At 68.6% G+C, this 11,736-nt stretch carries 15 protein-coding genes, 1 tRNA gene and 1 pseudogene; 7 read left to right on the forward strand and 10 right to left on the reverse strand.

Translation table 11 applies throughout. The features are described 5' to 3' along the window. Positions 1-10: 10 nt before the first annotated feature. Positions 11-1,006: a GTPase gene (locus DVH23_RS18550; RefSeq protein WP_114578899.1), complete on the forward strand. Its 996-nt coding sequence runs from the start codon at positions 11-13 to the stop codon at positions 1,004-1,006. Here the strand turns inward: DVH23_RS18550 and DVH23_RS18555 are convergent. Continuing rightward, entirely contained in the window at positions 1,003-2,292 is a 1,290-nt protein-coding gene (locus DVH23_RS18555; protein ID WP_114578900.1) for a TIGR00341 family protein, read from the reverse strand. The genes DVH23_RS18550 and DVH23_RS18555 overlap by 4 nt on opposite strands. A 93-nt stretch (positions 2,293-2,385) precedes the next feature. Between DVH23_RS18555 and DVH23_RS18560 the strand changes: the two genes are divergently transcribed. Beyond that, entirely contained in the window at positions 2,386-2,649 is a 264-nt protein-coding gene (locus tag DVH23_RS18560) for a hypothetical protein (protein ID WP_114578901.1), read from the forward strand. On the opposite strand, the gene DVH23_RS18565 is transcribed toward DVH23_RS18560, so the two are convergent. Continuing rightward, positions 2,650-3,630, reverse strand: coding sequence for a C-terminal binding protein (locus DVH23_RS18565; RefSeq protein ID WP_114578902.1), 981 nt, complete (start codon positions 3,628-3,630; stop codon positions 2,650-2,652). 179 nt (positions 3,631-3,809) lie between these two features. Between DVH23_RS18565 and DVH23_RS18570 the strand changes: the two genes are divergently transcribed. Next, positions 3,810-4,727 (forward strand): succinylglutamate desuccinylase/aspartoacylase family protein, encoded by a 918-nt coding sequence (locus tag DVH23_RS18570; RefSeq protein ID WP_114578903.1) that lies wholly within the window; start codon positions 3,810-3,812, stop codon positions 4,725-4,727. Positions 4,728-4,972: 245 nt separating this feature from the next. Further along, positions 4,973-5,575, forward strand: a pseudogene (locus DVH23_RS18575) (RNA-guided endonuclease InsQ/TnpB family protein); the annotation flags it as partial. A 71-nt stretch (positions 5,576-5,646) separates the two neighbouring features. On the opposite strand, the gene DVH23_RS18580 reads toward DVH23_RS18575, so the two are convergent. The 8 genes from DVH23_RS18580 to DVH23_RS18615 all read right to left on the reverse strand — a co-directional run bounded on the left by DVH23_RS18580 (position 5,647) and on the right by DVH23_RS18615 (position 9,991). Then, on the reverse strand, positions 5,647-6,156 hold the full coding sequence (locus DVH23_RS18580; protein WP_114578904.1) for a metal-dependent hydrolase: 510 nt from the start codon (positions 6,154-6,156) through the stop codon (positions 5,647-5,649). After that, on the reverse strand, positions 6,149-6,655 hold the full coding sequence (locus tag DVH23_RS18585) for a hypothetical protein (RefSeq protein WP_114578905.1): 507 nt from the start codon (positions 6,653-6,655) through the stop codon (positions 6,149-6,151). Before DVH23_RS18585 ends, DVH23_RS18580 begins: the two co-directional genes overlap by 8 nt. Positions 6,656-6,728: 73 nt before the next feature. Further along, a complete protein-coding gene (locus tag DVH23_RS18590; RefSeq protein WP_114578906.1) occupies positions 6,729-7,115 on the reverse strand; it encodes a hypothetical protein in 387 nt (128 codons plus the stop codon). A gap of 67 nt (positions 7,116-7,182) precedes the next feature. After that, positions 7,183-7,851 (reverse strand): hypothetical protein, encoded by a 669-nt coding sequence (locus DVH23_RS18595; protein WP_114578907.1) that lies wholly within the window; start codon positions 7,849-7,851, stop codon positions 7,183-7,185. Positions 7,852-7,902: 51 nt separating this feature from the next. Continuing rightward, on the reverse strand, positions 7,903-8,379 hold the full coding sequence (gene rimI / locus DVH23_RS18600; RefSeq protein WP_114578908.1) for a ribosomal protein S18-alanine N-acetyltransferase: 477 nt from the start codon (positions 8,377-8,379) through the stop codon (positions 7,903-7,905). 70 nt (positions 8,380-8,449) lie between these two features. Then, positions 8,450-8,941, reverse strand: a complete 492-nt coding sequence (locus DVH23_RS18605) for a ferritin-like domain-containing protein (protein WP_114578909.1) — start codon at positions 8,939-8,941, stop codon at positions 8,450-8,452. An 87-nt stretch (positions 8,942-9,028) separates the two neighbouring features. Next, on the reverse strand, positions 9,029-9,301 hold the full coding sequence (locus tag DVH23_RS18610) for a DUF6360 family protein (RefSeq protein ID WP_198668001.1): 273 nt from the start codon (positions 9,299-9,301) through the stop codon (positions 9,029-9,031). Between the two features lie 69 nt (positions 9,302-9,370). Continuing rightward, positions 9,371-9,991: a TetR/AcrR family transcriptional regulator gene (locus tag DVH23_RS18615; RefSeq protein WP_114578910.1), complete on the reverse strand. Its 621-nt coding sequence runs from the start codon at positions 9,989-9,991 to the stop codon at positions 9,371-9,373. Between the two features lie 444 nt (positions 9,992-10,435). Here DVH23_RS18615 and DVH23_RS24385 point away from each other — a divergent pair, with 444 nt between their 5' ends. The 3 genes from DVH23_RS24385 to DVH23_RS18625 all read left to right on the forward strand — a co-directional run bounded on the left by DVH23_RS24385 (position 10,436) and on the right by DVH23_RS18625 (position 11,557). Next, on the forward strand, positions 10,436-10,588 hold the full coding sequence (locus DVH23_RS24385; RefSeq protein WP_198668002.1) for a hypothetical protein: 153 nt from the start codon (positions 10,436-10,438) through the stop codon (positions 10,586-10,588). A 119-nt stretch (positions 10,589-10,707) separates the two neighbouring features. Beyond that, on the forward strand, positions 10,708-11,436 hold the full coding sequence (locus DVH23_RS18620; RefSeq protein WP_114578911.1) for a hypothetical protein: 729 nt from the start codon (positions 10,708-10,710) through the stop codon (positions 11,434-11,436). A 47-nt stretch (positions 11,437-11,483) separates the two neighbouring features. After that, positions 11,484-11,557: transfer RNA gene (locus tag DVH23_RS18625), tRNA-Lys, on the forward strand. Positions 11,558-11,736: the final 179 nt, after the last annotated feature.

Genomic DNA, 11,736 nt, shown 5'->3' on the forward strand with positions numbered 1-11,736 from the left:
TACTCGGGGTATGATTTTCGAGAACCTTCCGACGACGCCCACGTCGGAGGAGCTGATCGACAAGGCCTTCTCCCGGGCCGCACGCGCGGGACGGGCCAAGGGGGGCGTGGAGGCCCAGCAGTCGATGCTCCAGACGGCAGCGAACATCACGTCGGACAACCTCGCGAACGTCGTCACCGCCTGGCCCGACTTCGAGTACGAGGGCGAGGTCCACCCCTTCTACTACGAGCTCGCCGACGCGATCCTCGCCGGAGAGGGCGACGCGAACGCCGACGGCGTCGACGACCTCCGCCAGAGCCTCTCGGAGGTGATGTGGGCGAGCCGAAAGGCCCGCGAGATCCACGGGGAGTACCAGTCGAAACTGCGGAAGACCGACGTCGACACCGCCCGGAAACACCGCAAACAGGCATTCGCCCGGCTGGCCGACATCGTCGAGCAGGTCGAGGAGGACCTCCTGGCGATCAACGAGGCCAGAAACGCCCTCCGGGACCTCCCCGAGATCGACCCCGAGGAGCCGACCATCGTCGTCGCGGGCTACCCCAACGTCGGCAAGTCCTCGTTCGTCAACGGCGTCACGAACGCCAGAGGCGAGACCGCGAGCTATCCCTTCACGACGACCGGGATCGGTGTCGGCCACTTAGAGCGTGACCACGTCCGCTACCAGCTCGTCGACACGCCGGGACTCCTGGATCGCCCGGCCGAGGAACGAAACGAGATCGAATCCCAGGCCGCAAGCGCCGTCGAACACGTCGCCGACTGCGTGCTCGTCCTCGTCGATCCCAGCGAGGCGTGTGGCTATCCCCTCGCCGACCAGCTCGAGCTCCGGGACGCGATCGAGGCCCGGTTCGAGGACGCGCCGGTGCTCACGATTTGTAACAAGGCCGACCGCTCGCGGGCGGTCGAGGCCGACCGCTACATGAGCGTCGAGACCGGCGAGGGCGTCGAGGAGGTCCTCGAGGCGGCGATCGCGGCGATCGACTACGAGCCCGAACTCCCCTCTCGTTAGTTCTCGATGACCTCGACGTAGCGCACTTCGACCGCGACCGACCCGTCGGCGTGGCTATTGATCCGCTCGTGGAGCAGGTCGGCGAGTGCCGGATAGCTCTCTCCGGGGGGGCCGCCGACGGTCACGACCACCCGCTCGGGCTCCCGGAACGGGTAGTCGTCGCCCAGCTCGACCTGGAGCTCGATCAACTGGAGTTCCTCGTACTCCTCGTCTAAGGCGAGTTCGACCTCGTCGCGGGCGTCCTGTTCGAAGCTACCGGTCTGGAAGGAGCTGTAGGTGATCCCGCCCAGAAACGCCGAGAAGACGAGGACGACCAGCGCGAGGCCGGCGATCTCCCGGCGGACGCGCTTCTGGGTCGGCTCGACAGCGAAGAGGCTTTCGGGGCGGTAGCCGGTGTACCACAGCGTCACGAGCCCCGCCAAGTTCACCGAGAGCACGTTGACGAAGACGAGGACCGTCGAACCCAGGGCTGCGCCGGGATGGCCGAAGGCAAGCGAGATCCCCGCGGCCGCCGCCGGGGGGATGAGGGCGGCGGCGATCATGACGCCGACGAGAGCGACGGAGACCCCCGTCGAGACGCTCAACACGCCCGCGACGCCGGCACCCAGCGCAATCACCAGCGAGAGCAGGTCCGGCGCGAGCCGTTCGGAGATCTCGCCGACCTCGGCGATGTCCATCCCGGGCGGGACGACGTGTGTGACCCGGACGAACCACGCCATCGCCGCCGCCGACCCGATCGCGAGACCGACGCCGAGGGCCTGGTACTTCGCCCCGTCGATCAGCAGCTCGGGCTCGTCGATGACGGTCCCGATGCTGGCGCCCAGGGCGGGGCCGATCAGGGGCGCGATCACCATCGAGCCGACGACGACCGCCGGCGAGTCCAGCAGGAGCCCGGCGGTCGCCACGAGCGCGCTGATGACCGTCATCACCACGTAGACCGGAAACGACGGCGTCAGCTCCTCGGCTTCGGCCCGCAGCTCCTGGCGGGAGATCCGGTCGTCCTCGACGTCGCCGTTCTCGTAGCGGTCCTGGAGGGCGTCGAACTTCCGTGCGATGACGGTCTCGGCGTCGACGACGACCGTGTAGGCGTCGTCCTCGATCCCCGCCTCCTGGAGCGAGTCGAGGACGGGCTCGACGGCCTGGGAGGGCAGCGGGAAGTAGACGACCGCCGTGTACTCCCGACCGCTGGTCTCGTCAGTCACGGCGTAGTCGACCTCCTCGTCGTCGAGCACTCCGAGGATCGTCTCGCGGGCCCCGGTCGGAACCATCAGCTGTACGAGCCGCACTGTCGCCGACGAGGGGGGCGGGGGTCATAATTCCAGGGATCCCGTCCGGTCTCCGGAACGTATTTAGCACGGTGAACTGTACGATGCGGTGTCATGTCTGTACTGTCGACGGAGGACGAGGGGAAGTTCCTGATGGACGTCCGGGGCGAACAGATCGGGATCGTCACCGAGGTCGATCCCGTAGAGCAGGTCGCCTACGTCGATCCCGACCCCGGCCTGGCCAACGCCTGGATCCAGAGCCTGGGAATGGGCGACGCCGGCGAGGACGACATCGCGGTCCCCGCCGACAACGTCGTCACCGTCACCGACTCCGAGCTCCGGGTCGACGCCGACCTGAGCAGCGACACGGCGGAGTAATCAGACCCACGGCGAGTCGGCGTCGACCTCGTGTTCGGGCTCCTCGCCCGCGAGCACGCGGCCGACGTCGGCGGCGATCTCGCGGCTGAGCTGTGCCCGGGAGTCCTCGGAGTACCAGCCGACGTGGGGCGTGACGACGGCGTTCTCGAGGTCGTACAGCGCGTGGTCGTCAGGGAGGGGCTCGGGCTCGGTGACGTCGAGGCCGGCGAAACCGATCTCGTCGGTCTCGAGTGCGGCCACGAGCGCGTCGGTATCGATCACGGGTCCGCGGGCGGTGTTGACGACGACTGCCTCGTCCGACAGCCTCTCGAACTCGTCTTCGCCGAGCATGCCCTCGGTTTCCTCGGTCAGCGGCGTGTGGATCGAGAGGAGGTCGGCCCGAGAGAGGAGGTCGTCGAACTCGACGGGTTCGACGTTGTGGAGCTTTATTTCGTCGTCCGCGAGGTGGGGGTCCGCAGCGAGCACCTCACAGCCGAATCCCCCGATCATCGTCGCCAGCCGCTTGGGGATCTTTCCGAAGCCGAGCAGGCCGATCGTCGAGCCCTGGAGGCGGGGGATCGGCGCGCCCGCGGACCACTCCCACTCCCCCGACCGGGTCGAGCGGTCGTAGACGGGAAGCCGACGCAGCGAGGCGAGCAGCAGGGACAGCGCGTGAGTCGCGACCTCGTCCAGAGAGTAGGTGGGGTGGTTGACGACGGTGATCCCTTCCTCTCGAGCGGCCTCCAGATCGACGTTGTCGACGCCGATCCCCGCGCGGCCGACGACCTCGAGGGCCTCGGCGCGTTCGAGAACCTCGCGGGTCACCGGGACGCCGGCGTCGACGATCAGCCCCTCGGCGCCGTCGAGTTCGGCAAGCAGTTCGTCCTCGGTCTCGGTGATCGTCGACCGGACGGTCGCGTCGTAGTCGGCGAGGACCTCCCCCTGGAGCTCGTCGTCGACGACCGCGGACTTGGTGTCGCTGATCAGGACGTCGTGTGGCATGGGGGAGGGCTGTCGGCCCCGGGCTAAAGCGTTGCCCGTTTCTGTTCCGTTCTTCACATTTTTACACGCCATATCGGGTGGACGTATCGTCAGACATATATGGTATGATAATATTGTTGCTTGCAACCCGTTCTGCGGGCGCGGAAACGTCGCCTTAACCGGGCGAGAGATGAGGAGACATGACAGAGGCTGACGACACGACCGACGGACGAACCGACGCATCGAACTCGAGACGATCCTTCCTCGGACGCACCGCCGGCGTCGCCGTCGGCGCGGTGGCCGGGCTCTCGGCGGCCGGCAACGCCGCCGCCGCGGGCGAGGCCTGTCCCACCGAGGAGATTGAAACCATAGACGAGGACGAAGAGGAGGAAGTCGAGCGAAGCGAGGACGAGGAGGAAGTCGAGACCGGAAGCGGCCACGGTCACGATCGCTTCACGATCATGGGGGGAACCCCCTACGAGACGCCCGTCCACGTCGTCGACGCCCCCGAGGCGGGCCCGACCGCGGTCGTCACCGGCGGCGTCCACGGCAACGAGTACGCCGGCATGGAGGCCGCCCGCGAGATCGCCGGGTGGGAACTCCAGTCCGGACGCCTCGTCGTCATCCCCGAATCGAACGCGGTCGCGGCGGCCCAGGGAACCTACGTCAGCCCCGCCGGCGACCTGAACCAGGACTTCCCGACCGGCAGAGAGCCCACGAGCGCCCACGCGCGGGCGATCTGGGGGGTCATCACCGACTACGACGCCGACGTCGTCATCGACCTCCACACCTCCCGGGGCATCTACGGCGCCGGCGGCCCCTCCGGGGTCGGCCAGGCGATCTTCCCGACGCCGGCCGGCCGGCCGGTCGCAAGCGGGGTCCGGAACACGGTCAACGCTGCCCACTTCGAGGGCACGTGGGCGCCGAGCTACGCCTACACCGTCGGCAACACGATGACCGGGATCCGCCCCCGGCTCATCCACAAGGTCGGCGGCGATCTGGGCGTTCCCGGCTTCCTGATCGAGGCCACCCGCCACGGCACCGACCTCGACCAGCGCGTCGAGTGGCTCGGCGCGAACGTCGCGGCGATCCTCGAGCGCACCGGCTTCGAACTGTAACGCCGCTCTTCCCCGCTTCCCGTGTTCGACCCCGAAGAGCTCTTGCCTGAACCAAGGCGCTAATGCCCCTTCCTCAAGGAGTCCAGGGCTTCCGACACGCTGTCGGAAGCACAAGCGAGTAGGGAGGGGATACAGCGTCCCCAGAAATCGAAGATGTCTGGTGTGCGAATGAGACGCAATGCGTCTCGTCAACGCCGCACGGTTCTCAAACATGTTCAGTAGCAAACTCGCAGGCCCACGTTCCGTATGCTCACTCGACCTCTCGGACGAAACGGTTGGAACGCGCCCAACGCGACCTCTCGCGGAAAGAACACGGGTCGAACAACTGGGAGAACCAGCGCAAGACAGTCGCCAAGCGCCACGCGGACTTGAAGAACAAGCGCCGGGACTTCTTGCACAAGCTCTCGAACCACTACGCTCAGGAGTACGACCTCGTGGCCGTCGAGGACTTGGACGCGAAGGGGTTGATGCGACTCCCGTCGAACAGCCGCAACCGCGCCGGAGCGGCGTGGGGAACGTTCCTCCGAATGCTCGAATACAAGTACGAACGCGAAGGGACGCACTTTGTCGCTGTCGATCCACGGGGAACGACCAAAGAGCGTGCGGCCTGCGGCGTCGAAACCAAGAAACCGTTGTGAGTCCGCGAACATTCCTGTCCGTCATGCGGCTTTTCTGCCGACAGGGACTGGAAGGCGGCCTACAACATCTTGGTACGCGGTCTGAAGCACGTAGGGACGGGCTGTCCCGGATCAACGCCTGTGGAGACTGCGCTCCCTACGGGAACCGATTCGGTTCCTGCAAAGCGCGTTCGCCAGACTCCGTCTGGCGGGCTGTCAGACCCAGTCTGACAACGTCGTGGAAACAGGAAGCCCCACCCGCAAGCGCGAGCCGAAAGGCGAGCGGTAGGGCGGGGTGGAAGTCACTGGCCCCTCGAGTCGCGGCCCTCGAGCCACCGATACCGGAGGACCCAGGCGGCCGCCGCGAGAGCGCCCGCGACGAGCGCCGGCCAGGCGTCGCTGCTCAGGTAGAGCCCGCCCGAGGGCGGCTGGACGGCGGTGAGCGGCCAGAAGACCGCGTAGGCGTGGCCCGTGACCGTCAGCAGGGAGACGTCGAGGACGTGGTGGGTCAGGGCGCCGGCGGCGAGCAGGGAGAAGGCCCGACGGCGCTCCCCGGGGGAGACACACAGCGTTCCAAGGAGGAGGACGAGCAGGTTCCCGCCCAGCGTGTGAAGCGGGTCCCACGAGAAAGGGGCCCCGACGAGGGCAGCGACCAGCCCGTCCGGAAAAAGCAGGTAGATCTTCACGAAATCGGGCGAGAGCGCACCGATCATCACCAGCGTGACGTGGGCCGGGCGCAGCCACGCGTAGCGAACCGAGAGGATGGTCCCCAGAACGTAGCCCACGAGGACGTGGGTGAGGACGTCAGCCATCCCCACCCCGCGGGACGAACGAAAGCGTGGCGAGGTCGAAGCGCCACCCCCACAGGAACCGGCCGGCGACCCAGAGTCCGCCGACCGCGGAGACGACGAACATGTAGGCCTGGGACCGGGCCGTCCCGGTGACGAGCCGTTCAGTCTCGATGGTCGACTCGTCGGTTATCGTGCCGAAGGCGGTGACGCGGTCGCCCGTTTCCAGGGAGTCGACGTTCCCCTCGGCCGCCATGGCGCCCTCGAGCGTGAACCGGCTGGGCCCCGAGTAGCCGCTCTCGATGACGACCGGATCGGTCCCGACGACGTAGCCGCCGACGGAGGCCCGTTCGCCGACGTGGGAGCCGGGGTTCGGCATGACGTCTTCCTCCTCCGGATACCGGTTTGCCGCCGGATCCGGCGAGAGGGTTCCCGACCAGACGAGGAGGGCGGCGAGGGCGACGAGGAGGAGGGCGGCGGCGAGCAGCCGGCCGGCCTGGCCGGCGGGTTCACGCGCGGACATTCGAGAGAGGTGTTCGCCGCCCGTCCCATAGTGGTTCCCGTTTCCCGTCCGAGAAAAGGAGTCGTCCCGACCGTCAGCGGGCGACCGATTCCGTGAGCACCGAGCCGAGCGCCGACGCCAGTTCCTCGAAGCGCTCGACCGAGAGCGTGTCGGTCGTCACCCAGACGCCGACGCCCTCGACGACGACCCGTGTCAGGTAGCCGTGTTCGAACATCCGGATCGTCGCCCGGTAGTCGCCGAGCTGGGTACCCTCGTACAGCGACTGGGACTGGAAGCCGTAGCGTTCGTGTTCGGCAAACCCGACGAGATCGGCGCTTCGCTCCAGGTCGTCCCGGAGGTAGAGCTGGTCGACCTCCTCCTCGGTGAAGCGGGTGATGCTTCGCAGTTCGTCGCCGACCGTCGTCCGGCAGGCCCCGATCAGCTCCTCCTCCAGCGTGGCTCCCGTGTCGTCGTCTCCCATACACCCCCCTTCGGCTCCAGCAGTGTATCGTTTGTGCCGGCGGAGAGGCGTGAGGGCCACGCAGTCATTAGTCGAAGTCCCGTATCGAGAACGACGACGTTCGGTCGGCGACGGCGTACCCCTGGGCGGCGAGCGCGTCGGCGTAGTAGCGGCCGGCGACGAGCCCCTGGGGCAGTCGTCGGAGCCCGAACCGACGGCTCGAAACGACCGCCATCTCGACGACCGAGCCCTCCCCGGAGTCCCAAACGGAGACCGCGTATCGCGCCCAGGGCATCCCGCCTGCGGAGACCTCTAGCTCGAGAGCTTCGTCGGCGTCGCCGTCCGGGTCCCGCGATCGCACCTCGACCGTCATCGAGACCGACCGGAGCCCGAACAGATACGAGAACTCGTAGGTCGCGACCCCACCCGTCGAGCGGATCTCGTCGGCGACCCCCCACTGGAAGACGAGGGGCGGCGGGGTCGGTCCCGCGAACTCGGCCGCGACGGCGGCCGGGTCGGCGTCCGTCGTCAGCCGAGCGGTACCCCGACGTCGAACGACCGGAACCCGGAGCGCCGCCAGGACGACCGCCGCGACGAGGACTCCGGGCCCGAGCGGGAGCGCGAGGATCGCGACGACGGCGACGACCGCGGCGCCGATCGCGAGCGCCCAACCGGAGGCGCGTTCGAGACGGCGATATCGCCGGACGACCGGTCCGACGGCCGGTGGGACCTCGCGGCGGTCGTCGGTCGGCGACATGGCCGACCCATTACCTGTCCGGAAAGTAATCGTTTCGGTCCGCCAGCACGATCAGATCGGGTCCCGGACCATCACGAGCGCGTCCTCGCCGTCGTCGTAGTAGCGAGGGACTCGCCGGGTCGCCTCGAACCCCGACTCGGCGTAGAGGCGTCTTGCCCCTTCGTTCGACGCCCTGACCTCGAGTTTCACTGAGGTCGCCCCGCGGGCCTCGAGGACGCCGATCGACCGGGCGAGCAGCGCCGAGCCGATCCCCCGGTCCCGGCGGTCGGGGTGGACGGCGATGTCCTTGACGTGGCCGATCCCCCGGCCGTGGTTGGGCGTCACGTCGGAGACGACGTAGCCCGCGACGCCGCCCCCGGCGGTCGCGACCAGAAATCCCGGCCGGCCGAGAAAGCCCTCGAAGGCGTGGTAGGGCCAGGGCTGGGGAAAGGAGAGGTCCTCGATCTCGACGACGGCGAGGAGGTCCGCGCGATCGGCCCGCCGGATCGAGAGCTCCCCGTCGCCGGCCGTCGGCCCGGTGATCGTCATCGAACGGATCGTGGTCGCCGACGGACAAAAACGTATTCACCCGCCGACCGTGACTGCGGCGAATCCGGTCTCAGGCCGGGATCGCGCCGGTGTCGAACTCCTCGGTGAGCTCCGTGAGCTTCTCGAGGGCCTCCTGTTCCTCCCGGAGGTTCTCCTCTAGGAGGTCCGCGGCGTCGTCGAGGCCGAGTTCGTCGGCGAGGGGAATCAGGTTGCCGTAGGCGGCGATCTCGTAGTGTTCGGTCTTCTCGGCGGCGGCCATGTTGTGGTAGTCCATGACGTCCTGGTCGGGATCCTCGTCGACGAACCCCTCGTACTCCTCGAGCAGGCCCTTGACGCCGTCACAGGGCTCTTTCTCGGGGGGCTCGCCGAACGCGTCGAAGACCTCCTCCAAGCGCTCGATCTGGCCCTCGGTCTCCTCGCGGTGGTCGGCGAAAGCCTGGGCGATCTCCTCGCGCTCGGTGTTGTCCTCCAAGTCCTCCAAGGCGTCGAGCAGCTCGTGTTCGGCGTGGTAGATGTCCTCGATGCCGTGCTCGAACAGGTCCTGCAGACTGTCGATTGCCATGATGAATCCGTTCGGACGGTCGCCCGAGAGGGAGAAAAGCCGCCGCCCTGCGACGGCAGGTGCTCGCTCGGGATCGTCGGGGCGGGCTCAGTTACCACCCTCGACGCGGTCGGCGTGCTCGATCAGATCGGCCGCGAGCGCGCGGGCCTGGTCGGGCGTCAAGCGAAGCTCCTCCATGTGGTCGGGCAGCTCTCCGGGATCGTCGAGTTCCACCTGGAGGCGTACGCAGTCGGGGTCGGTCCGGTCGGCGGTCGCGTCGACGACGGCGACCGACTCGGCCTCGAGGCCGTGGCCGCGCGCGACCGCGTCGGCGTGGTCGACGCTCGTGTGGGCGGTGACGCTCATCAGCCGGCGGGACATGGTAGCGTATGGGCCGGACACGCACTTAGCCTGCCCCCTCGACCCAGAACTCGCCGCAATCCCGACGGGCTACGCGAGCAGGTCGGAAACGACGTGCTCGCGGACCGACTCGTGGGTCCCGAGGGGCGCGTCGTCGGTGCCGAGGGTGGCCTGGCGGGTCCGGGCGCCCTCCAGGGCGTCGAGGATCAGGTCGGCGGTCGCGCGCGGATCGACCTCCCGGAAGGCGCCGTCGTCGATCCCCTCGGCGATGATCTCGGTCAGGGCCTCCCGGATCGCCTCGTTGTTCGCCTCGAGTTGCTCGCGGAACTCCTCGTCGTGGGCGGCCCGGAGCCGGAGTTCGAGGAGCGCACGCCAGAACGACTGGCGCTCGTCCTCGTCGGGGTCGACGACGAACCGATCGAGGAAGGCGACGAGGCGGGCCTCGTGGTCGTCGGTCTCGGCCTGAATCTCGGCGAGGAACTTGTCGAGACGGTCGATGAACCGATCGAGGAAGGCGAGCAACAGGTCGTCTTTCGTGTCGTAGTGGTAGTGGATCAGCGACTTGCTCGTCCCGGCTTCGGTCGCGATCGCACGCATCGTTAGCCCGGCGTACCCCTCCGCACAGAGGATGTGGTAGGTCGCCCGCATGATCTCCTCGCGGGCGTCCGGCTGCTCGGAACCCTCGGCTGGGTCCGTCGACGACCCGTTCATGCCCGATCATTCGCCCCCGGGGACGTAACCCTAGCGGAAGCCCCGAATCGACGGTCGCTCGCGCGACGCTCGTCTATTCCGGCCGTTCTTGCCAGTAGTTTCCGGCAATCGCCGCTCGCCTCGAGGGCGGCAGGGCCGACGGTCGCGCTCCGGTCCCGACGGCCGGCGGGGAGCGGACGGGAAAGCGGCGACGGCGTGCCCGTCCGGCGCTCCGGCGCTCGAACCGGGGGTCCGACTCCCCGCACGACGGGTCACGGACCGATCGGTCGGGATCGTCCTCGTCCCTCGAGACCGAGATAGCGGTGACCGTTTCCGGTAGACGAAAGCCCGGGTATCGCTTGCTCCCGAGGCGGTCCTTATAGGTCTCTCCGCCCAACGGGGTTCCATGAACCGATACGTGCGCATCGACGGCCGATCGACGACGATCCCGACGGAGAACCCCCGATGAGCGACGTTACCTGCCGCCCGGAGGGTCCCGAGGGGCGCGAGGACGACGCGAGAGACGAGGAGCGCGACGACGCCCACCTCGACGGCGTCGAGGTCGGCGCCGGCTGTACGGAGATCTGGGAGCACCTCGCCGACGAGCGCGAGGAGTAGAGCGATACCGTTCTCGACATCGTGGGAGTAGTTCGATCGCGGAGCGGACGACCCGCCCGCCGGGGAGTTCGTGGGCCGGGTGGAACCCTTTTTGAGCGCCAGGTTCCAACGGTACGGACATGAGCGAGGACCCGCCCGACCAGTCGCGGCCGGAGGCGACGGCCCGGTCCGACCGGGCGGAGAGGCGGACGGGGCCGATCCCGACCGACCGCGAGTCGCCCGTCGGCGCGCCGGTGATCCGGGGCGACGAGTCGGTGACCGGCGAGCACGCCCGCCGAGCGGTCCAGTTCGATCCCGACGACCCCGAGAGCGTCGCGGAGGCCGCCGAGACCGTCCGCCGGTTCGCCGACGGCACCGAGGCCAGCGAGGACAACCTCGTCATGCTCCGGGGCGCGGCGGCCTGTGCCGCCCTCGTCCGGGGGGAGGGGTCGTACAAGGCCGCCGCCGCCCGCGCGGGCGAGGGCTCGGAGAACACCTCCGTCGCGTTCATCCGCAAGTGGGCCCGCGTCCACGACCTCCCCCAGTCGGTCCGCCGCCAGGTCGCACTGGGCACCATCGCCCCGACCGCGGCCAAACACATCGCCCGCGTCGCCGGCGAGGCCCGCCTCCTGCTCGCCTGGGCGACCCTCGACGGCGACCTCACGGTCCGGGAGGTCCGGACCGTCGCCAGCGCCGTCAACGACGGCACCCCGATCGAGGCAGCCCTGGCCGACCACGGCATCGAGCTCGGGCGTCTCGAGATCCGACTCCCCGTCGAGATCTACCGTGACCTCCGCCGACAGGCCTCCAACGAGGGCCGCGAGCCCGACGCCCTCGTCGCCGAGGCCCTGGAAGCGTACCTCGAGTAGCCGACGGAGAGAAACGTTTAACCACGGCTCGCCGGAAAGGGGAGACAGGGCCGGTAGCTCAGTCCGGCAGAGCGTCTGGCTTTTAACCAGACGGTCGCGTGTTCAAATCGCGCCCGGCCCGCTATTCCGCTGCGAACGAACTCGTGAGCAGCAGGTCGCGGATCCGGCGGGATGTGAACTACTCCGCCCTACCGCGCTCGGGCCTACCCGGCCCTCGCTTGTTGAGGACGGAGCTTCCTGTTTCTGTGTCAGAACGTGCAGGAACAGGTCCCACAGCGGTTCCAGACTCCGCAGGCGATT

Origin of the sequence: Saliphagus sp. LR7 (assembly GCF_003344565.1) — an archaeon.
GTDB classification, from domain to species: Archaea; Halobacteriota; Halobacteria; order Halobacteriales; family Natrialbaceae; genus Saliphagus; species Saliphagus infecundisoli.

Bases quoted from the DNA above. Each gene is read 5' to 3' on its own strand.
- DVH23_RS18550 (WP_114578899.1), top strand. From the start codon at position 11: ATGATTTTCGAGAACCTTCCGACGACGCCCACGTCGGAGGAGCTGATC.
- DVH23_RS18560 (WP_114578901.1), top strand. From the start codon at position 2,386: ATGTCTGTACTGTCGACGGAGGACGAGGGGAAGTTCCTGATGGACGTC.
- DVH23_RS18565 (WP_114578902.1), bottom strand. From the start codon at position 3,630: ATGCCACACGACGTCCTGATCAGCGACACCAAGTCCGCGGTCGTCGAC.
- DVH23_RS18570 (WP_114578903.1), top strand. From the start codon at position 3,810: ATGACAGAGGCTGACGACACGACCGACGGACGAACCGACGCATCGAAC.
- DVH23_RS18580 (WP_114578904.1), bottom strand. From the start codon at position 6,156: ATGGCTGACGTCCTCACCCACGTCCTCGTGGGCTACGTTCTGGGGACC.
- DVH23_RS18585 (WP_114578905.1), bottom strand. From the start codon at position 6,655: ATGTCCGCGCGTGAACCCGCCGGCCAGGCCGGCCGGCTGCTCGCCGCC.
- DVH23_RS18590 (WP_114578906.1), bottom strand. From the start codon at position 7,115: ATGGGAGACGACGACACGGGAGCCACGCTGGAGGAGGAGCTGATCGGG.
- DVH23_RS18595 (WP_114578907.1), bottom strand. From the start codon at position 7,851: ATGTCGCCGACCGACGACCGCCGCGAGGTCCCACCGGCCGTCGGACCG.
- rimI (WP_114578908.1), bottom strand. From the start codon at position 8,379: ATGACGATCACCGGGCCGACGGCCGGCGACGGGGAGCTCTCGATCCGG.
- DVH23_RS18605 (WP_114578909.1), bottom strand. From the start codon at position 8,941: ATGGCAATCGACAGTCTGCAGGACCTGTTCGAGCACGGCATCGAGGAC.
- DVH23_RS18610 (WP_198668001.1), bottom strand. From the start codon at position 9,301: ATGTCCCGCCGGCTGATGAGCGTCACCGCCCACACGAGCGTCGACCAC.
- DVH23_RS18615 (WP_114578910.1), bottom strand. From the start codon at position 9,991: ATGAACGGGTCGTCGACGGACCCAGCCGAGGGTTCCGAGCAGCCGGAC.
- DVH23_RS24385 (WP_198668002.1), top strand. From the start codon at position 10,436: ATGAGCGACGTTACCTGCCGCCCGGAGGGTCCCGAGGGGCGCGAGGAC.
- DVH23_RS18620 (WP_114578911.1), top strand. From the start codon at position 10,708: ATGAGCGAGGACCCGCCCGACCAGTCGCGGCCGGAGGCGACGGCCCGG.